We start from the raw sequence: 19713 nt of genomic DNA on the forward strand, positions 1-19713 counted from the left end.
GGACTCCTGAGGCGCACCACACATATTCTTGATCCAACCTAAAAGCGTAAACATTGCTGCCGCAATTCTCCGCTATTTGGGATCAGTGACTCAGCTGACGGCGAGCCCGAATCTCGACGCGGAATGAGTCCCAGAGGGTCGTTCGAGGGGTTCAGCCCAAGATGTCGTCGCGTTCCTTCGCTTCGTCGCGCGTTTGCGACGGACTGGCTGCTCTCGCTTTGTTGGCGAGCGGACTGATCGCGCTTATCACTTTCCGCCACTATGGCCTGGGCTGGGATGACTTCACCCATGCCGAGATGGGCCAGAAGGTCATCGACCTGTACGCCTCCGGTTTCCGCAACCAGGAAGCGCTCACCTTCGTCAATCTCTACATGTACGGCAGCGGCTTCGACGTCCTCGCTGGGCTCTCCGCAAAGGTTCTGCCGTTCGACCTGTTCGAAACCCGCCGCCTCGTCGGCGCACTGGTCGGCATCGTTGGCCTCTTCACAGTCTGGCGCATCGCGCGCCGCGTCGGCGGCCCGGTCGCCGGTGTCGTCGCGATATTCGTCCTCGCCACCTGCCCGATCTTCTACGGCCACGCCTTCATCAACGCGAAGGACGTGCCCTTCGCGGTCGCGATGGCGATTCTGCTGCTCGGCCTCGTCCGCGCCATCGAAGAGTATCCGCGCCCCTCGCCCGTCACCGTGATGATCTTCGGCGTCGGCCTTGGCCTCACGATCGGCACGCGCATCATGGGCGGCATCGCCGCGCTCTATGCTGCCGCCGCCGTGATGCTCATCATTGGCCTCGAATGGCGCTCGCTCGGCTGGCGCGATGCGGTCTCGCGCTTCGGCCGCTTCACGCTGGCGCTGCTGCCGGGATTTGTCGTCGCATACCTGATCATGGGCCTGCTCTGGCCGTGGTCGGTCGTTGAGGTGCTCAACCCCGTTAAGGCGCTGACCTACTTCTCGGTCTTCTTCGAGAAGCCGTGGCGCGAAGTGTTCAACGGCCAGCTCATCTCGGTCCCGGATATGCCGTGGACGTATCTGCCGACCCTGCTCGGTCTACAGCTGCCGGAAATCATGCTGGCGCTGACGCTGTTCGGCCTCGTGATGGTCTGCGTGTGGCTGCTCACCGGCAACCGCAGCATTCGCGAGCGCGCTGTTCTACTGCTCGTCGCCGCCGCCGTCATCGTTCCGATCGCCGTCACGCTGCTCGAGCGCCCGGCGATGTACAACGGCTTCCGCCATCTCATCTTCCTGCTGCCGCCGATGGCGATCCTCGCCGGTCTTGCAGGCGGCTGGATCCTGCAGCAAGCCGCGCGCGCTGGCCGTCCGGCGCTCGCCACCGTCGCCGCTGTCGGCGTCATCGGCTTCGCTTCGCCGGTCGTCGAGATGGTCCGCCTGCATCCGTACGAATACACGCACTTCAACCGCATCGAGGGCGGCGTGAAGGCGGCCGACGGCAACTTCATGCTCGACTATTGGGGCCTGTCGCTCAAGCAGGCCGCGCAGCAGCTGCGCGAGAACCTGACGGCGCGCGCCGAAACGCCGCCGAACGGCCGCAAGTGGAAGGTCGCGGTGTGCGGCCCGCACCCGATCGTCCGCGTCGAACTCGGCTCGGAGTTCGAGCTGACCTGGAACCCGCATGACGCAGACTTCGCGCTGATGCTCGGCACCTACTACTGCGCCCAGTTCCGCGCCCCGATCATCGCCAAGGTCGACCGCGCCGGCGTGACTTACGCCAAGGCCTATGACGTGCGCGAACACGCCTACACGACGCTGTTCACGATCCCGCCGATTCAGTAGGCCCAAACTCTCGTAGCCCGGATGAGCGGCGGCGAAGCCGCCAAGCGACATCCGGGGACGGAGCCAACCACAATCTCAGGTCCCGGATTTCGCTCAGACGCTCCGCGTCCTCACTCATCCGGGCTACGATTACTCCGCCAACGCCGCCAAAATCCGCGCCCAGCTGCGCGTTCCCTTGTGGAACGACGAGAGATTGTATTTCTCGTTCGGCGAATGCACGCGGTCGTCGTCGAGACCGAAGCCGACCAGCAGTGTATCCATCCCCAGCACGCGCTTGAAATCGCCGACCACCGGGATCGATCCGCCCGAGCCGGCGGTCACCGCCGTCTTGCCCCACTCTTCCGCCAACGCATCCCGCGTCGCCTTCAGCGAAGGGCTGTCGAACGGCAGCTGGATCGCCGGGCTTCCGGCATGCCCGATGAACTCCGCAGTCACGTCGGCCGGGAGGCGCTCGTGCACGAAAGCGCGGAACGCCGTGCGGATTTTCTCCGGGTCCTGCGTGCCGACGAGACGGAACGAAATCTTCGCCGAGGCTTCCGCCGCGATGACGGTCTTCGCGCCCTCGCCCGTATATCCGCCGATGATGCCGTTGGCATCGCAGGTCGGCCGCGTCGACACTTGTTCGAGCACGCTGCGGCCCTTCTCGCCCGCCGGCACTTTCAATCCGACGCCGCCGAGGAACTGCTCCGCCGTCAGCCCGAGCGCATCGAGCTCGGCTTTGATGTCCGCCGGCAACTCCGCAACGCCATCGTAGAAGCCCGGCAGCGTCACGCGGCCGTCCGCGTCGTGCAGGTCAGCGATAATGCGCGAGAGAATGCGGATCGGGTTCGCGGCGGCGCCGCCGAACAAACCGGAGTGCAGATCGCGGTCCGCGCAGCGTATCGTCACTTCTTCGTAGAGCAGCCCGCGCAGCGATGTCGTCACCGCCGGTGTCGTCGCGTCCCACATGCCGGTGTCGCAGACGAGCGCAACGTCCTTGCGAAACTCGGCTACATTCTTCTCGATGAACGGCAGCAAATTGCTGGAGCCGCACTCCTCTTCGCCCTCGATCATCATCGTGATCGGCAGCGGCAGCTTTCCGGTGACGGCTTTGAACGCGCGGCACGCCTCGACGAACGTCATCAGCTGGCCTTTGTCGTCGCATGCACCGCGCGCCGCAATCACCTTGCGGCCATCGACGGTCTTGATCGACGGTTCGAACGGCGGCGTATCCCACAAATTCAACGGATCGACCGGCTGGACATCATAGTGGCCGTAAAACAGGACAGATTTGCCTGCCTCACCTTTCGCCGACCCGGCAACGATCGGGTGTCCCGGCGTCTCGCGCACGCTCGTGTCGAAACCGATCGACTTCAGATCGGCCGAAAGATGGTCTGCCGCGGCTTTGCAATCCTTCGCAAACGCAGGATCGGTCGACACCGACGCGATCCGCAGAAACGCAAACAATCGCTCAACGCTGTTGTCGAGATCGCGATCGATATGCTCGAGGACTTTGGGCAATACTTCGTTTGCGGACACGGAAAACTCCTATTAGACACAAGCGAATAGCGAGTAGTGAGTGGCGAATAGAACTATTCCCCATTCCCTACTCGCTACCAACTCACCTCTTCAAAATTCCACCCAGCGTGCCGCGAATGATCGCGCGGCCGACGCTACCGCCGACCGAGCCGGCAACCGACTTGCCGACCTGCGCCGCGATGTTCCCGGCAACACGGCTCGACACCGTACGCGTAATCTCGCGCGCAATCGTCTGGCTCGTCGTCAGCTTCTCGCCGCGCTTGCGATTGGTGCCGAAGATCGAGCCGATCATGTTGCCGAGGCTGCCGAGCAACCCGCCCTCTTCGGTCTTGTCGCCGTCGACGGCTTTCTCACCGACGCGCTTCTGAAACATCTCGAACGCCGATTCTGAATCAACCGTCGTGTCGTATTTGCCCTTCACGGGACTCTTCGCCATGACGGCTTTGCGCTCGTCCGGCGTGATCGGCCCGACGCGCGCGGACGGCGGACGCACCATCGTGCGCTCGACCATCGACGGCGTGCCGTTGCCTTCGAGGAACGAGCACAACGCCTCGCCCTTGCCGAGTTCGGTGATCACCTGCGCGGTATCGAGCTTCGGGTTCGGCCGGAATGTCTCGGCCGCCGCCTTCACGGCTTTCTGATCGCGCGGCGTGAAAGCGCGCAGCGCATGCTGCACGCGGTTGCCGAGCTGAGCCAGCACCTTGTCCGGAACGTCGAGCGGGTTCTGCGTCACGAAGTAAACGCCGACACCTTTCGAGCGAATGAGGCGCACGACCTGCTCGATCTTGTCGAGCAACGCTTTCGGCGCATCGTTAAACAACAAATGCGCTTCGTCGAAGAAGAAAACGAGCTTCGGCTTGTCGACATCGCCGACTTCCGGCAGCTCCTCGAACAGCTCCGACAGCATCCAGAGAAGGAACGTCGCATACGTACGCGGATTCTCCATCAGCTTGTCGGCGGCGAGGATATTGACGTATCCGCGGCCGCTCGCGTCGGTGCGCATGAAGTCCTTCAGCGCCAACGCGGGCTCACCGAAGAACGCCGTCGCCTTCTGATTTTCCAGCACGAGCAGCGCACGCTGGATCGTGCCAACCGTCTGCTTGGTCACGTTGCCGTATTGCGCAACGCCTTGCTTGATCTGATCGATGATCTCGCTGCCGCTGCCTTCTTCCGCAGCCTTCTTCGACGCAAACGGCGCGATCGCATCGAGCATCGCGCGCAGATCTTTGATGTCGTAGATCGGCAGACCGTGATCGTCCGCAATCTTGAACGCGATGTTCAGCACGCCTTCCTGCACGTCGTTAAGATCGAGCAGCCGCGACAACAACAGCGGACCCATCTCCGAGATCGTTGCGCGGATCGGGTGACCTTGTTCGCCGAACAGATCCCAAAAGATGACGGGGAATTCATCCGGCTCGTATGCGAAGCCGAGATCTTTCGCGCGCTTGACGAAAATATCCTTCGCATCGCCGACCTCCGCGATGCCGGAGAGATCGCCTTTGATGTCGGCCGCGAAAACCGGAACGCCGGCGCGCGAAAATCCTTCCGCAAGCACTTGCAGCGTCACGGTCTTGCCGGTGCCGGTCGCGCCGGTCGCCAAGCCGTGCCGGTTGCCGTAATGCAGCGACAGATATTCGGGCTTCTCGCTTTTGCCGACGAAGATCTGCCCGTTGACGTCGAGATCGGCCATTCGCTTGTGCTCCAGCGGACTAATTGACTCGCGCTATATAGCGGTCAGGCGCAAACGCCGCCACCATTTCAAGTGGTGCGACAAAAGACGGATGCAGAAACGACACGGTCGTCCGCCGTCTGCGCAAACATGCCGACGACAAGCTTGTCAGCGCTCCGCGCGAGTGCTTGTTTGAAAATGGATTGAGGGGGCTACAAATGGACGAATTGGTCGCGCGACTGGTGGCAAACACCGGCGCCGATCCTGAAGCGGCTAAGAAAGCCGTCGGGATCATTCTCAACTTTCTGCAGAGCGAAGGCCCGGCCGATAAGGTCGCGGCGCTGATTGCACAAACTCCAGGAGCTGATGCGGCGGTTGCGGCTGCGCCCGAAGTCGGGTTCGGCGGATTGATGGGTGTTGCCAATCAATTGATGGGTGCCGGCCTCGATATGGGCCAGGTGCAAAGTGTGACGAAAGAATTGGTTGCGTATGCGCGTGAGAAGCTCGGCGATGAAGCCGTCAACGAACTCGTTGGCAGCGTCCCGGGTCTGAGCAGCTTCGTTTAGCGTTCAAGCGCTCGCAATAAAAAGAACATTTGAGGACTTTGAAGATGTCGTATCCCATTCGGGACATCGACGGCGTTGACGATACCGTTGCGCGCGCATTGCGCAAAGCTGGAATTCGAACGACCGAAAGACTGTTGGAAGCCGCCAAGGATGCACCGGGCCGCAAAGCACTCGCTGCCAAGACGGGATTGGAAGAGCGTTTTCTGCTCACGTGCGCAAATGCGGCCGATCGCTTGCGCGTCCCGGGGCTCGGCAAAGGCAATGCCGCGCTCATGCGCCACGCCGGCGTCGAGACCGTGCGCGAGTTGAAGCACCGCAACGCAACGCGTTTGCACAACGCGATGGTGCAGGCGAACAAAAAGCGCGGCCTCGTCAAATTCGCGCCGAACGAAGACCTCGTTCGCCGCTGGATCGAGGAAGCCGGTACGCTGCCGCTGAAGATCAAGTATTGATCTTGTAGCCCGGATGAGCACGGCGCGAAGCGCTGAGCGACATCCGGGAACGGTGCCCACCGCATATACTGCCCCGGATATCGCTTGGCTTCGCCTTCGCTCATCCAGGCTACGGTTGACACCTGGGCCACTGCCGCCCTAGTCCGGTCCGCGCGCGAGGCGCAGGACAGGACTTCAAGCGTGGACGCTCACTGGCTCGATCGGCATTTCGGCGGACGCCCGCGTCCTCTCGTGATGGGCGTCGTCAACGTCACGCCGGATTCCTTCTCGGACGGCGGCCAATTCCTCGATCCCGAAATCGCCATCGCGCACGCCGAAAAGCTCGTCGCGGACGGCGCCGATATCCTCGACATCGGCGGCGAGTCGACGCGGCCATACGGCGGCATGCAGCCGGTCGATGCCGACGAAGAATGGCGCCGCATCGCGCCCGTCGTCGCGGGCGCGCTTCCGTTCGGCGCGACCATCTCGGTCGACACGATGAAAGCCTCGGTTGCCGCGAAAGCTGTCGCGGCCGGCGCATCGATCATCAACGACGTCTGGGGGCTGCAGCGCGATCCCGGCATGGCGCGCGTCGCGGCCGATCACGATGTCGGCGTCGTTGCAATGCACAATCGCGATGCCGCCGATCCCGCGATCGACATCATGGCGGACATCCGCGATTTCTTCGCGCGGACGCTCGCAATCGCGGACAAAGCCCGCATCCCGCGCCACCGCATCATCCTCGATCCCGGCATCGGCTTCGGCAAAACGCCGGAGCAGAGCCTCACCGTCATCGCCCGCACCGCAGAACTCACCGGCCTCGGCGCCCCCCTGCTCGTCGGCCTCTCCCGCAAGCGCTTCATCGCTTCGGTCGACCCGTCCGAACCGCACCAAAGGCTTGGCGGCTCACTCGCCGCTAACCTTTACGCCGCGAAAGCCGGAGCCGCCGTTGTCCGCGTCCACGATGTGCGCGAAACTCGCCAGGCGCTGAAGATCGCCGCGGCCATCGAGACAAAAAGAAAATGACCGACAAGATATTCCTCCACGGCCTCACGGTTCACGCCAACCACGGCGTCGGCGAAGACGAGCGCCGGATCGGCCAGCAATTCATGCTCGACCTCACGCTCGATCTCGATCTCGATGCGGCGGTCGCATCCGACAAACTTGCCGACACGATCTCGTATGCGGACGTTGCGGACGTCGCGACAAAAGCGTTCCGCGCGCAGCATCACCGTCTCGTCGAAGCCGCCGGCGGCGCCGTCGCTGACGCCATCCTCGCCGCGTTCCCGCGCGTCGAGCGCCTCACCGTCACGGTGCATAAACCGCACGCGCCGATCGCCGCGGTCTTCGCCGATGTCGGCGTGACCCTCACGCGGACTCGCAAGTGAGCGAGACTGCGTATGTCGGCTTCGGCGGCAACGTCGGCGACGTGCGCGCGACTCTCGCGAAAGCCATCACCCACTATTGCGACGGCACGGCCGTAAAGCTCCTCGCACGCTCGTCCGATTACCGCACGCCGCCGTGGGGCAACACCGACCAGCCGCCCTTCATCAATCTGTGCCTCGCCATCGAGACCACGCTCGAACCCGAAGCGCTGCTCGATCACGGCCTCGCGGTCGAACGCGCCTTTGGCCGCGATCGTGCGCGCGAGGAACGCTGGGGTCCGCGCACGCTCGACATCGACGTCTTGAGCTACGGCAACCGGCGAGTCGACACGCCGCGCCTCACGCTCCCGCACCCGCGTCTCACGGAACGCGCCTTCGTTCTGGTACCTTTGGCGGAAATCCGCCCGGAACTTCAAGTAGGCGGAACAACCGTCGGAGCCGCGCTGGCGAAACTCGACACCGCCGGTATCCAGCGCCTCTCGCCCTTGACATAGCGCGCCTAAGTCCGTTTCTGATCTAAACAATCCGGCCGCTGAGCCGGACGCGAAACGCCGGACGCCATGAATAAGCAAGAACTTCCGCTCGCACAGGAATTCCCCGCCGCCACGCAGGATCAGTGGCGCACGCTGGTCGACGGCGTCCTCAAGGGCAAGCCGTTCGAGAAACTGACTTCCCGCACATACGACGGCATCGCGATCGAACCGCTCTACGGCCGCGCCGAGAACGCGCAACCGGTCGCCGCGCGCGCAGCCGGCGCGCCGTGGCAGCTCATCACCCGCATCGAACATCCGGATCCGGCCGCCGCCAACGCGCAGGCGCTGCACGATCTCGAAAACGGCGCGACCGGTCTGATGCTTCCGATCACTGGTGCGGTCGGCGCCTACGGCTTCGGCATTCCGGCTGCGCGCGATGCCATCGCCCAAGTGCTCGACGGCATCTTCCTCGATGCCGGTGTCGCGATCGAGTTCGACATTCCGGCGGACGCGCACAAGCTCGCATTCGAGATCGCCGAGATCGTCACGTCGCGCAAAATCGCGCCGCACACGACGAACATCATCTTCGGCATCGACGCCTTCGGCGCCGCCGCCGCGCGCGGAAAATTCGCTGAGAATTGGGACGCGACCGGCGCTGCCCTCGCGCGTCTCGCGCAGAATCTCAACGAGCAAAGCTTCGTCGGCCCGTTCCTCGCCGCCGATGGCCGCGCCGTGCACGCGGCGGGCGGATCGGAAGCGCAGGAGCTCGCCTTCACGCTCGCGGCCGGCGTCGCGCTGCTGCGCGCCTTCGAGAAGAACGGCGTCGCGCTCGACGAAGCGCGCGCGCTGATCTCGTTCCGCCTCGCGGCCGACGCGGACGAACTCCTCACCGTCGCGAAACTCCGCGCGCTCCGCAAATTGTGGGCGCGCGTGCAGGAAGCCTGCGAGCTGCGCCCGAAACCTGCGCGCCTCACGGCCGAAACCGCGTGGCGCATGCTGACCAAGCGCGATCCGAACGTGAACATGCTGCGCGACACGATGGCGGTGTTCTCGGCCGCGGTCGGCGGCGCCGATGCCATCGCAGTGCTTCCCTTCACGCAGGCAATCGGGTTGCCCGATCCGTTCGCGCGTAGAGTCGCGCGCAACACGCAATTGATCCTCGCCGAAGAGTCCAACCTCGCGAAGGTCGCCGATCCGGCCGCCGGTGCCGGCGCCTTCGAGACCATCACGGCCGAACTCTGCGCCGCGGCCTGGAAGCTGTTCCAAGAGATCGAAGCCGAAGGCGGCCTCGCCGTCTCGCTGCAGTCGGGCTCGTTCCAGAAGAAGGTCGAAGCCGCCCGTGCTGCCCGCGCGAAAGCCGCGGGCTCGCGCCGCGATCCGCTCACCGGCACCAGCGAATTCCCGCTGCTCACCGAAAATCAACCCAACGTGATCGCGCCGATTCCGGTCGTCGATCATCCGGCGCACGCCTTCCCGCGTCTCGCGCCGCACCGCGTCTCCGAGCCGTTCGAAGTGCTGCGCGACAAGGCCGACACCGCGTCCGCCAAGGGCGCACGCCCGAAGGTTTTCCTCGCCAATCTCGGCAAGCCGGCGTCGTTCCTCGCCCGCGCAACGTTCGCCAAGAGCTTCTTCGAGGTCGGCGGCATAGAGGCGCTCGGCAACGAGGGCTTCGCCGCCGACGGGACGACGGATACGGCCGCGCTCACCGCCGCCTTCAAGTCCTCCGGCGCCGAGATCGCGTGCATCTGCGGGTCGGACGAGTCTTACGGCCAGGAAGCCGCCGCCGCAGCCGAAGCTCTGCGCGAAGCCGGCGCGAAAGCCGTGTACCTCGCAGGCCGTGCGGGAGACCTCGAAGCGGCGCTCACCGCCGCCGGCGTTAACGGTTACGTCTATGCCGGTGCCGACGTGCTGGCGACGCTGACCGCCATCCATGATAATCTTTCTTGAGATCGGAGATTAGCGACATGCGCGTTCCTGATTTCAGCACCATCGCCTTCCAGGACACCGCCGCGAAGCCGGCGCCGGGCGGCGAGCCGTGGCTGACGCCGGAGGGCATTCCGGTTGCGCCGCGTTATGGCGAGAAGGATGTTGCGGGCCTCGATTTCCTCGCGACCTTCCCGGGCGTGACGCCGTATCTGCGCGGCCCCTACCCGACAATGTACGTCAACCAGCCGTGGACGATCCGGCAATATGCCGGCTTCTCCACCGCCGAGGATTCCAACGCCTTCTATCGCCGCAATCTGGCGGCCGGTCAGAAGGGCCTATCGGTCGCCTTCGATCTCGCGACCCATCGCGGCTACGACTCGGATCATCCGCGTGTCTCCGGTGACGTCGGCATGGCGGGCGTCGCGATCGACTCGATCTACGACATGCGGACGCTGTTCTCCGGCATCCCGCTTGATCAGATGACCGTGTCGATGACGATGAACGGCGCCGTGCTGCCGATCCTCGCGCTCTACATCGTCGCAGCCGAGGAGCAAGGCGTTCCACCGGAGAAACTCGGCGGCACGATTCAGAACGACATCCTCAAAGAATTCATGGTGCGCAACACCTACATCTATCCGCCGAAGCCGTCGCTGCGCATCATCTCGGACATCTTCTCCTACACGTCGCAGAAGATGCCGAAGTTCAATTCGATCTCGATCTCCGGCTATCACATGCAGGAGGCCGGCGCGACCGCCGACCTGGAACTCGCCTACACGCTGGCGGATGGCCTCGAATACGCCCGCGCCGGCGTCGCGGCCGGAATCCCCATCGACAAATTCGCGCCGCGCCTGTCCTTCTTCTGGGCGATCGGCATGAACTTCTTCATGGAAGTCGCCAAGATGCGCGCCGCGCGTCTGCTATGGGCGAAGCTCATCAAGCAGTTCGACCCGAAGGATGTGCGCTCGCTCTCGCTGCGCACGCATTGCCAGACATCAGGCTGGTCGCTTGCAGCGCAGGACGTGTTCAACAACGTCGTGCGCACCGGCATCGAAGCGATGGCGGCAACGCAAGGCCACACCCAGTCGCTGCACACCAACGCGCTTGACGAAGCGCTCGCGCTGCCGACCGATTTCTCGGCGCGCATCGCACGCAACACGCAGCTGTTCCTGCAGCAGGAAAGCGGCACCACGCGCACGATTGATCCCTGGGGCGGCTCCTACTATGTCGAACGCCTCACCTATGAACTCGCCGAGAAAGCCTGGGCGCATATCCAGGAGATCGAAGAGCTCGGCGGCATGGCGAAGGCGCTGGAGTCAGGTCTGCCGAAGTTGAAGATCGAGGAAGCGGCCGCGAAGACGCAGGCCCGCATCGATGCCGGCGTTCAGTCGGTCATCGGCGTCAACAAGTTCAAGCCCGAGCAGGAAGCGCCGATCGAGATCCTCAAGGTCGACAACAGCTCGGTGCGCAATCAGCAGCTCGCCAAACTCGAGCGCCTGCGCGCGGAGCGCAACGCCGACGAGGTCGCCGAAAAGCTGCAAGCGATCACCGATGCCGCGAAGGGCGACGGCAATCTGCTCGCTGCGGCCGTCGATGCGGCGCGCGCGAAAGCCACCGTCGGCGAAATCTCCGACGCGATGGAGAAGGTGTTCGGCCGCCACCGCGCCGAGATCAAAGCCATATCGGGCGTCTACAAGCGGGAGGTTGCCGGCATGTCGAGCGCCGTCGCACGCGTGCAGAAGATGGTCACCGAATTCGAGGTGAATGAAGGCCGCCGTCCGCGCATCCTTGTCGCCAAGATCGGACAAGATGGTCACGATCGCGGCCAGAAGGTCATCGCCTCCGCCTTCGCCGACTTGGGCTTCGACGTCGATATCGGGCCGCTCTTCGCGACGCCCGGCGAAGCCGCGCGTCAAGCCGTCGAGAACGACGTGCACATCGTCGGCGCGTCTTCACTCGCCGCCGCGCATCTCTCGCTGGTGCCGGAACTGCGCGCCGCGCTGAAGAAGGAAGGCCGCGACGACATCATGGTCGTGGTCGGCGGCGTCATCCCGCCTCAGGACTACGACGAAGTCTACAAGGCCGGCGCCGAAGCGATCTTCCCGCCCGGCACCGTCATCGCGGACGCCGCCGAGGAACTCATCCGCAAACTCAACACGCGCCTCGGCCACGGCAAGGAAGCCGCGGAGTGATGCGCACTGTCGTTCTGTCGCTGGTCGGCGCCATCGCGCTGACAGCTTCCGCCTTCGCGCAAGCCGAGAAGCCGGCACTCAAGCAGACGACGAAGTTCGTCGAGGCCGAAGTCTCGATCGACCCGAAGCTGCGCGCACATGCGGGTCTCTACGACAATCTCCTCGCCGAAGGCCGCCGCGCGATCGCAGCTTGGCAGAAGGATGCGGACCAGAACGCGAAGGACGACGCCGAATACTTCAAGAGCGGCCGCAAGTACTCGTACGAGCGCAACTATCGTCAGGAGTCGTTCGTCGGCAATCGCTACGTCTCGATGACGCGCGTCGACGCGACCTATACGGGCGGCGCGCATCCTAACACGGACATCGACACGCTCCTGTGGGACACGCAGGCAAAGAAGCGCATCAGCATCCGCCCCTTCTTTACCGACCTCGCCGACAACAGCCCCGCGATGAAAGCGCTCGCCGACGCGGTGCGCTACGCCGCCGCTTGCGAGAAACGCGAGAAGGCCGACGAAGCCGGTAAACCGGGCGGCGCCGACTGCAAACCGGAGCCCGACGAAATCAATTCGGATGAGCTCAAACGCATCGCACCAAAACTGATTGGCGGCATCGGCCCGATCTCTCTCGCCCGCTCGAAGACTCCAGGCAAGAGCGCGGGCCTCATCGTCAACTATTCGCCCTACGCGATCGGCTCCTACGCCGAAGGCGCTTACTTCCCGTTCGTTCACTGGTCGAAGTTCAAGGACTTCCTCTCAGCCGAAGGCCGCGCCATCTTCGCCGGGGACAAAGCCGACGACGAGTAGCGCGCGCTACTGCGCGGCCTTCGCCGGCTCTTCAGCCGGCGGCACAGCCATCGACGGCGCGGGCGCACTTGGCGGCTCGTCCGGCGGCGCGGTCGTCGGGATCGGCACCTCGACCTTGCCGGGCTTATCGAACATCCGCCGCGCATACGGCATCACGGCGTCGGCGACGATCGCGTGGCCTTCCGCCGTCGGGTGGATCGCGCCCGAATAGAGCGCGGCGTAAACCGGCTGCAGGATATCGAACAGCGGGATTCTCTCGTGGTGCGTATTCGCCGTCAGATACGCATCGTTCGGCGTGCGGAAGAGATGATGCCGCGGGCCATACGGCGTGTAGAGCGCCGGGTGATATGGCTGAAACTCACCCTTCAGCGGGTTGAAGCGCGGCATCGCCATCGCGGCACCATCGGCTTCGGCTGCCGCAGGCAATCGCGCGCACAGACCACGGCGGCGGAACTTCGCGTGATGTTCGGTGACAAGGCGGAAGCCTGTGCCGGCGCCGGTCGCGAGGCCGCCGCAGTCGCCGCCGCGTCCATTCGCCATGCACTGCATGCGTTTGACGAAGAAGTCGAAGAACTGCCCCGCCTCGGCAAGCCGCGCACCACCAAGCTTCAAGGCCGGATGAACATCCATGCCGAGCGTCGGACGCGCACCGCACAGCGCGCCGTTCTCGTCATACTGGATCGGCTCGTATGCGGTCTGAATCACGCGATCCGGCGCAACACCGAAGCCGTCGCGCAGCGCATCCTTCACGGCGGCCATCCGGCGATCGAGAACCGCCGTGTATTTGCGCGCAACATCCGGCCCGAAGCGAATGTCCGAGCCCATCCAGCCCGCGATCGGCGCAAGATCGCTCGCGCTCTCCGTCATCGCGTAGGCGGCGAGCGGCGAGAAGCCCACGTCGTTGCCGCCGATCGACAGCAGCACGACATCGATCGGCCGCTTGCGCTTGTCGCTCGCGCACCACTGCTTGGCGATCGTGCGCATCTGCGGGTCTTGGCCGTATTTGAAGAACGGCATCGTGTACGAAGCGCTGCGCCGTGATCCATCGCGGCAGAGCAACTCGGTCAGCTGATCGAACTGCGCCGGCACCATCGCCGAATTCGGCTTGGAGAAATCCTCGCGCGCTTCCTTCGGCACGAACAGGCCTTCCGTCACCTGCGCGCCCGAACAGGCGAGATGCACCAGCGTCACGGAGCGATGCCGGTCCTCCAGCGCGAGCTGCATCGCGACGCGGAACGGATAGCCGTACTGCGAGCGATGGCAGTCCGGGCTCAGCCACGTCGCGTTGCGGCGATTGAACGCGGCGAGAAATTCCGGCGAGTTGCGCGCAAGCTGCTCGCCGCGCTCTTCGTCTTCCATCAGCCGCCGCGGCAGCACGCGCGGGTTATAGGTTCCGGGCCGCGCGACATCCGGGATGCGCGTGCCGGGCCCGGTGCGGAACACCGGGTCGGTGCGCTGATAATCCTCGCGCTGCGGCTCGTAGCTCATCTCGCGCGATCCGAACGTCACCGGCTTGTCCGGATTGCTCTCGCCGGACGCAAAGGAATCGCCGAGCGCGACGACCAGCAGATCCTCGACAACGACTTGCTCGGTCAGTTTCGCGCCATCCGGCAGCGTCACCTCGACATCGACGCCCGACGTATCGCTGTTGCGGATATACGGCACGCGGTCGAGCGTCAGCTTGTCCTTGCACGCCTGCGTCTTCGTCTGCGCATCGCCGCCGCGCCGCGCGCGCCACGACCAGGCGCAAGACGCGCCCTCGCCCGCCGCCGCGATCTTCTCGGCCGACAGCCCGATCCGCACCACATGCGCGTCCGGCAGGATGTAGTCTTCCTTCACGGCGCGCTGCCCGTAGATGCGCGCGCACGAACTCGGATACCGCCGCGGCCGCGACTCGCGGTCGTAGCAGGCTGCGTTAATCGTCTTGGCGGCCCAGCCGAGGCGCGAGGATTGGAACGTACGCTCGTTGCGCACCGTCGCGGCGCAATTCGCGGCCGTCGATGGATCGCGGCAGTCCGGCGCATTCATCCGTTTCTCGACGCGCGAGACGATATCGGCCGGCACTTCGCCCTCGCCGCGCACCGCCTGATACGCGTTCTCATGCAGCGCGAAAGCCGACGCATTCCGATAAAATCGAAACGGATTGTCGACCTCCCATTCGAGATCGGCCGCAGACGCATGAGCTGCCGCGAGCACCGACGCGAAAAGTCCGGCGCCCAGCGCGCGAAGAAGAACAGAGTTCACGGGACAGCTTCCCTGGAAAAAGCGACAGCGTCCGCGATCCTAACCGGAATTACGGCGAGCCTGTGAAGCCTTACAACATCGGGTTGCGGCCGACCTTGTTTTTCGCTGCGGAACCACGCTAGCGTCGCGCCATATCGGCGAACTCGCGCAGACGGGTTCCAGGGGAGGATCATAATGGCCAAAATCACACGACGCACGTTCGGCACAATCGCGGCTGCAGCCGCGGCTTCCGCAGGTCTCGGCATCCGGCCGGGCGAAGCGCAAGCCAATTGGCCGCAGCGTCCCGTCACGATCATCTGCCCGTGGGGCGCTGGCGGCGGCACGGACGCTGTCGCGCGCATCGTCGCGGGCGGCCTCGAGAAAGAACTCGGTCAGCCGTTCAACGTCGTCAACCGCACGGGCGGCTCGGGCGTCGTCGGCCACACCGCGATCGCGAGCGCCGCGCCGGATGGCTACAACATCGGCATCATCACGGTCGAAATCGCGATGATGCATTGGCAGGGCCTGACCGAACTCAAGCCGTCCAACTTCACCGGCTTGGCGCAGATGAACGACGACCCGCCGGGCATCCACGTCAAAGCGGACTCGCCGTACAAAACCGTCAAGGAGCTCGCCGACGCCATCAAGGCAGCCCCGGCCGGAAAATTCAAAGCCTCGGGCACCGGCCAAGGCGGCATCTGGCATCTCGCGCTGATCTCGTGGCTCAAGACCCTGAACCTCGCGCCGAACCACGTTACCTGGGTTCCGTCGAACGGCGCGGCACCGGCGATGCAGGATCTCGCCGCCGGCGGCCTCGACCTCTGCACCTGCTCGGTGCCCGAAGCCCGCGCGATCATCGAAGCCGGAAAAGCGCGCGCACTCGCCATCATGGCGCCGGTACGCAATCCGCAATTCGCCAACGTCCCGACCTTGAAAGAAGGCATGGGCACTGACGCCGTCATGGTCGGCGCATGGCGCGGTTTCGCCGCGCCGAAAGCGCTGCCGAAGCCGATCGCCGAAAAGCTCTCGGCCGCGCTCAAGAAGGTCTACGAGTCGAAAGAGTACAAGGACTTCATGGACAACCGCGGCTTCACGATGGTTTGGGCCGACGCGGCCGGCTTCGAGAAGATGATGGAAACATCGACGGCCTCGCTCGGTGAATCCATGAAGGCCGGCGGCTTGGCAAAGGGCTAAAGACTCACCGCGCACTCCGTCCACCCTCTCATTGGAAGGTGAGAAGCGTCGTACCGAACTCGGCGCGCCCCCTCTCCCGCAGGGTTCGCGTCGCGAACCGGGGGAGGGTTGGGGAGGGGGAAATTTCAGGGCCCGCAGCAGAGATATACGGCGATGCGCATTCATCATCGTCAAGAGCCCCCTCCCTGTCCCTCCCCCGCAAGCGGGAGAGGGGACCACGATCGCTAGCGCCGAGAGAAACTACCTTCATCACGCTCTAAGAAATCGAAATGCAACTCTCCGATCGCATCTCCGGATCGTTCCTCGTCGCGCTCGGCGCGCTCTCGACATTCGGCGGCATGAAACTGCCGCCGGTGCCGGGCCAGCCGGTCGGTCCGAACGTATTTCCCATCGTTGTCGGCGTCGGCCTCGCGCTGTGCGGAGCACTGATCTTCCTTCGCATCGGCCACAGCTTCGAGGACGACGCCGTCGTCGAAGTCTCGCCGGATCATCCGGACTACAAACCCCCGGCCGCGGAGACGTCTTGGCTTTACGGCATGCGCGCGCTGATCCCGCCCGCGCTGTTGATCTTCTACGCCGTGGCATCCGAAACGCTCGGCTTCATCCCGACCGCCGCGATCGTCGCTTTCGTCACCTCGGTCGCGCTCGGCGGAAAACTCAAGCTCGCGATCCCGATCGCGATCTTCTGCCCGATCTTCGTCCACCTCGTCTTTGCCAAGCTCTTGCGCGTGCCTTTGCCGCCGGGCTGGCTGCCGATGCCGTGGTGATCTGATGCAAGCATTGCTCGAAGGTTTCCGGCTGGTCGGCTCGCAGGACGTGATGATCGCGTTGCTGCTGGCGTCGATTTACGGCCTCGTTGTCGGCTGCATGCCGGGCCTCTCCGCCACGATGGCGACGGCCCTGCTTGTGCCTTTCACGTTCTACATGTCGCCGCTCGCCGCCATCGCGACCATCGTGGCGGCATCCACGATGGCGATCTTCTCGGGCGATATCCCGGGCGCGCTTCTGCGCATACCGGGAACGCCCGCCTCCGCGGCCTACGCGGACGAAGCGTATGCGATGACCCGCAAGGGTGAAGCCGCGCTCGCGCTCGGCGCCGGTGTCTGGTTCTCCGCCATCGGCGGCATCGCCGGCACCATTTCGCTCGTCGTTATGGCGCCGCTGCTCGCAGAAGTCGCGTTGTCGTTCTCGACCTTCGAGTATTTCTGGCTCGCCGTGCTCGGCTTGATGTGCGCGACGCTGGTTGCGCGCTCCTCGCCCATCAAAGCAATCGCCTCGATGCTGCTCGGCCTCCTCGTCGCCTGCATCGGCATCGAGAATCCGGGCGGCGTACCGCGCTTCACCTTCGGCATCACGGATTTGCTCGGCGGCATCGAAGTCGTGCCCGCGCTCGTCGGCGTCTTCGCGGTTTCCGAAGTCATGCGCGCGATGGTCTCGCCGACCCCGCCGCCGATTCCGAAACGCCGCATCGGCAGCATTCTCGCCGGCCAACTTCAACTCACCCGCATCTATTTCTGGCAGATGATGCGCGGCAACGTCATCGGCATCATCATCGGCGTGTTGCCGGGCGCCGGCGCCGACATGGCGGCCTGGGTTTCTTACGCCATGTCGAAGCGCTTCTCGAGCGAACCGGAGAAATTCGGCACCGGCCATGTCGAAGGTCTGGTCGAGGCCGGCGCGTCTAATAACGCCTCGCTGGCTTCGGGCTGGGTGCCCGCGCTGTTGTTCGGCATTCCGGGCGACACCATCACGGCGATCGCAATCGGCGTTCTGTACATGAAGGGCCTCAACCCGGGCCCGACGCTCTTCACCGAGAAGGCGTCGAGCATGTACGCGATCTACATCATGTTCGTGCTCGCCAACATCATCATGATCCCGCTCGGCATCCTGATGATCCGCGCCGCCGGTTATGTGCTGCGCGCGCCGCGCTCCGCCATCATGCCCTTCATCATGCTGTGCTGCGCGGTCGGCGCTTTCGCGACCGGCAACAACCTCTTCGCGGTCGTCACCGTCGGCCTGTTCGGCGTGCTTGGTTACGTGATGGAGCGCAACGGCTATCCGGTCGCCGCCATGGTTCTCGGCGTGGTCATGGGCACGATGGTCGAACAGAGCTTCGTGACATCGCTCATCAAGTCGGACGGCAGCATCCTGCCGTTCTTCGAGCGCCCGGTCTCCGCGATCCTCGCGTCCATGACATTCGGCGCTCTGCTCTGGCCGCTCGTGATGTGGATTTACCAGCGCCGGCAAAAGCCGGTCGCGGCTTAGCGCTCCCCCAGTGGTCATCCCGGAAGCCGCGCGCTCGCGTAGCGAGCCGCGGCTGTCCGGGATCCATAGCCCTGGGCAGAAATGAGAGCGCAGGGCGTATGGATCCCGGCCCTCGCGACGCGCTGCGCGTTGCACGCGCCGCGCTCGCTCGACCGGGATGACCAGCGACGAGCTTCCACCACCCCCACCGACACGCTAACAATCACCGATGACCACGCCGCCGATTCCTGACGTCCACGCTCTCAGCTCCGCCATCCGCGGCGGCGACCGCGCGACGCTGGCGCGGGCGATCACGCTGATCGAAAGCCGGCGCGGCGATCACCAGGCGCAGGCGCGCGCGCTGGTTCAACAACTGCTCCCCGAAACCGGCAAGGCGCACCGCGTCGGTATCACGGGCGTTCCGGGCGTCGGCAAATCGACGACCATCGACAAACTCGGCACCTATCTCACCGGCAAAGGCCACCGCGTCGCAGTGCTCAGCGTCGATCCGTCCTCATCGCGAACCGGCGGCTCGATCCTCGGCGACAAGACGCGCATGGCCGATCTCTCCGGCGATCCGAACGCCTACATCCGCCCGTCTCCCTCCGCCGGAACGCTCGGCGGCGTCGCCGCGAAAACGCGCGAGACGATGCTGCTCTGCGAGGCCGCCGGTTACGACGTGATCCTCGTCGAAACCGTCGGCATCGGCCAGTCGGAAACCGCCGTCTCCGACATGACGGATTTCTTCCTCTGCCTCATGCTGCCCGGCGCCGGCGACGAGCTGCAGGGCATCAAGAAAGGCGTGCTCGAAATCGCCGACATGCTCGCCGTCAATAAAGCCGACGGCGACAACATCGGCCGCGCGCGCGCCGCCGCCGCCGAATACAAAGCCGCCTTCCATATCCTGAAGCCGCGCTCGCCGAACTGGAGCCCCCCGGTCATCACCTATTCGGGCCTCACCGGCGACGGCGTGCCGGAGCTGTGGCAGAAAGTCGTCGACCATCGCGAACGTCTCACCGCCACCGGCGAATTCGCCGAGCGGCGATCCGAGCAACAAGTGCGTTGGATGTGGACGATGCTGGAGCAGCAGATGATGGCGCGACTTCGCCACGACGCCGGCATCCGCAACCGCTTACCGAAGCTCGAGGCCGATGTCGCGGCGGGTAAACTCTCGCCGTCGCTGGCGGTGGAAGAACTGACGGCGTTGTTGGGTTTGGATTGAGCACTCAATAGTACAGAAGTGGTCATCCCGGCCGAGAGTGCTCGCGGCGCGCAAAGCGCGCGGTGCGAGCCGCGAGGGCCGGG

The 19713-nt window shown here is 64.7% G+C and carries 16 protein-coding genes; 13 read left to right on the plus strand and 3 right to left on the minus strand.

Annotation, left to right across the window (positions count from 1 at the left end):
• The first annotated feature begins 161 nt into the window (after nt 1-161).
• Entirely contained in the window at nt 162-1787 is a 1626-nt protein-coding gene (locus GJW30_RS19090) for an ArnT family glycosyltransferase (protein WP_096357992.1), read from the plus strand.
• A gap of 129 nt (nt 1788-1916) precedes the next feature.
• Here GJW30_RS19090 and GJW30_RS19095 read toward each other — a convergent pair whose 3' ends face one another.
• Nucleotides 1917-3305 carry a M20/M25/M40 family metallo-hydrolase gene (locus GJW30_RS19095; RefSeq protein WP_096357993.1) on the minus strand — a complete coding sequence of 463 codons (1389 nt, stop codon included), beginning with the start codon at nt 3303-3305 and terminating at the stop codon, nt 1917-1919.
• 82 nt (nt 3306-3387) lie between these two features.
• Nucleotides 3388-4995 (minus strand): helicase HerA-like domain-containing protein, encoded by a 1608-nt coding sequence (locus tag GJW30_RS19100; protein ID WP_096357994.1) that lies wholly within the window; start codon nt 4993-4995, stop codon nt 3388-3390.
• Between the two features lie 197 nt (nt 4996-5192).
• Here GJW30_RS19100 and GJW30_RS19105 point away from each other — a divergent pair, with 197 nt between their 5' ends.
• From GJW30_RS19105 to GJW30_RS19140, 8 genes are all read left to right on the plus strand, one after another.
• Nucleotides 5193-5540 carry a hypothetical protein gene (locus tag GJW30_RS19105; protein WP_096357995.1) on the plus strand — a complete coding sequence of 116 codons (348 nt, stop codon included), beginning with the start codon at nt 5193-5195 and terminating at the stop codon, nt 5538-5540.
• A gap of 44 nt (nt 5541-5584) precedes the next feature.
• Nucleotides 5585-5992, plus strand: coding sequence for a DUF4332 domain-containing protein (locus GJW30_RS19110; RefSeq protein ID WP_096357996.1), 408 nt, complete (start codon nt 5585-5587; stop codon nt 5990-5992).
• 234 nt (nt 5993-6226) lie between these two features.
• The gene (folP, locus tag GJW30_RS19115; RefSeq protein ID WP_096357997.1) at nt 6227-6997 is read left to right on the plus strand and encodes a dihydropteroate synthase; all 771 of its coding nucleotides are present in this window, start codon (nt 6227-6229) and stop codon (nt 6995-6997) included.
• Complete coding sequence (folB, locus tag GJW30_RS19120) at nt 6994-7359, plus strand: dihydroneopterin aldolase (RefSeq protein WP_096357998.1); 366 nt, start codon at nt 6994-6996, stop codon at nt 7357-7359. Before folP ends, folB begins: the two co-directional genes overlap by 4 nt.
• On the plus strand, nt 7356-7850 hold the full coding sequence (gene folK / locus GJW30_RS19125) for a 2-amino-4-hydroxy-6-hydroxymethyldihydropteridine diphosphokinase (protein WP_096357999.1): 495 nt from the start codon (nt 7356-7358) through the stop codon (nt 7848-7850). The genes folB and folK overlap by 4 nt, the downstream gene beginning before the upstream one ends.
• A gap of 66 nt (nt 7851-7916) precedes the next feature.
• Nucleotides 7917-9776 carry a methylmalonyl-CoA mutase subunit beta gene (locus GJW30_RS19130; RefSeq protein ID WP_096358000.1) on the plus strand — a complete coding sequence of 620 codons (1860 nt, stop codon included), beginning with the start codon at nt 7917-7919 and terminating at the stop codon, nt 9774-9776.
• Between the two features lie 17 nt (nt 9777-9793).
• The gene (scpA, locus tag GJW30_RS19135; RefSeq protein WP_096358001.1) at nt 9794-11944 is read left to right on the plus strand and encodes a methylmalonyl-CoA mutase; all 2151 of its coding nucleotides are present in this window, start codon (nt 9794-9796) and stop codon (nt 11942-11944) included.
• Nucleotides 11941-12747 carry a polysaccharide deacetylase family protein gene (locus GJW30_RS19140; RefSeq protein ID WP_430727083.1) on the plus strand — a complete coding sequence of 269 codons (807 nt, stop codon included), beginning with the start codon at nt 11941-11943 and terminating at the stop codon, nt 12745-12747. The genes scpA and GJW30_RS19140 overlap by 4 nt, the downstream gene beginning before the upstream one ends.
• A 6-nt stretch (nt 12748-12753) precedes the next feature.
• On the opposite strand, the gene GJW30_RS19145 is transcribed toward GJW30_RS19140, so the two are convergent.
• Complete coding sequence (locus GJW30_RS19145; RefSeq protein ID WP_096358002.1) at nt 12754-14991, minus strand: SGNH/GDSL hydrolase family protein; 2238 nt, start codon at nt 14989-14991, stop codon at nt 12754-12756.
• Nucleotides 14992-15165: 174 nt separating this feature from the next.
• Between GJW30_RS19145 and GJW30_RS19150 the strand changes: the two genes are divergently transcribed.
• From GJW30_RS19150 to meaB, 4 genes are all read left to right on the plus strand, one after another.
• Nucleotides 15166-16164 carry a tripartite tricarboxylate transporter substrate binding protein gene (locus GJW30_RS19150; protein WP_096358003.1) on the plus strand — a complete coding sequence of 333 codons (999 nt, stop codon included), beginning with the start codon at nt 15166-15168 and terminating at the stop codon, nt 16162-16164.
• Between the two features lie 269 nt (nt 16165-16433).
• Entirely contained in the window at nt 16434-16931 is a 498-nt protein-coding gene (locus tag GJW30_RS19160) for a tripartite tricarboxylate transporter TctB family protein (protein WP_096358005.1), read from the plus strand.
• A 52-nt stretch (nt 16932-16983) separates the two neighbouring features.
• Complete coding sequence (locus GJW30_RS19165) at nt 16984-18429, plus strand: tripartite tricarboxylate transporter permease (RefSeq protein WP_430727104.1); 1446 nt, start codon at nt 16984-16986, stop codon at nt 18427-18429.
• 208 nt (nt 18430-18637) lie between these two features.
• Nucleotides 18638-19630, plus strand: a complete 993-nt coding sequence (gene meaB, locus GJW30_RS19170) for a methylmalonyl Co-A mutase-associated GTPase MeaB (RefSeq protein ID WP_096358006.1) — start codon at nt 18638-18640, stop codon at nt 19628-19630.
• The last annotated feature ends 83 nt before the right edge of the window (nt 19631-19713 follow it).

Source organism: Variibacter gotjawalensis, from assembly GCF_002355335.1.
In the GTDB taxonomy this organism is placed as follows: Bacteria; Pseudomonadota; Alphaproteobacteria; order Rhizobiales; family Xanthobacteraceae; genus Variibacter; species Variibacter gotjawalensis.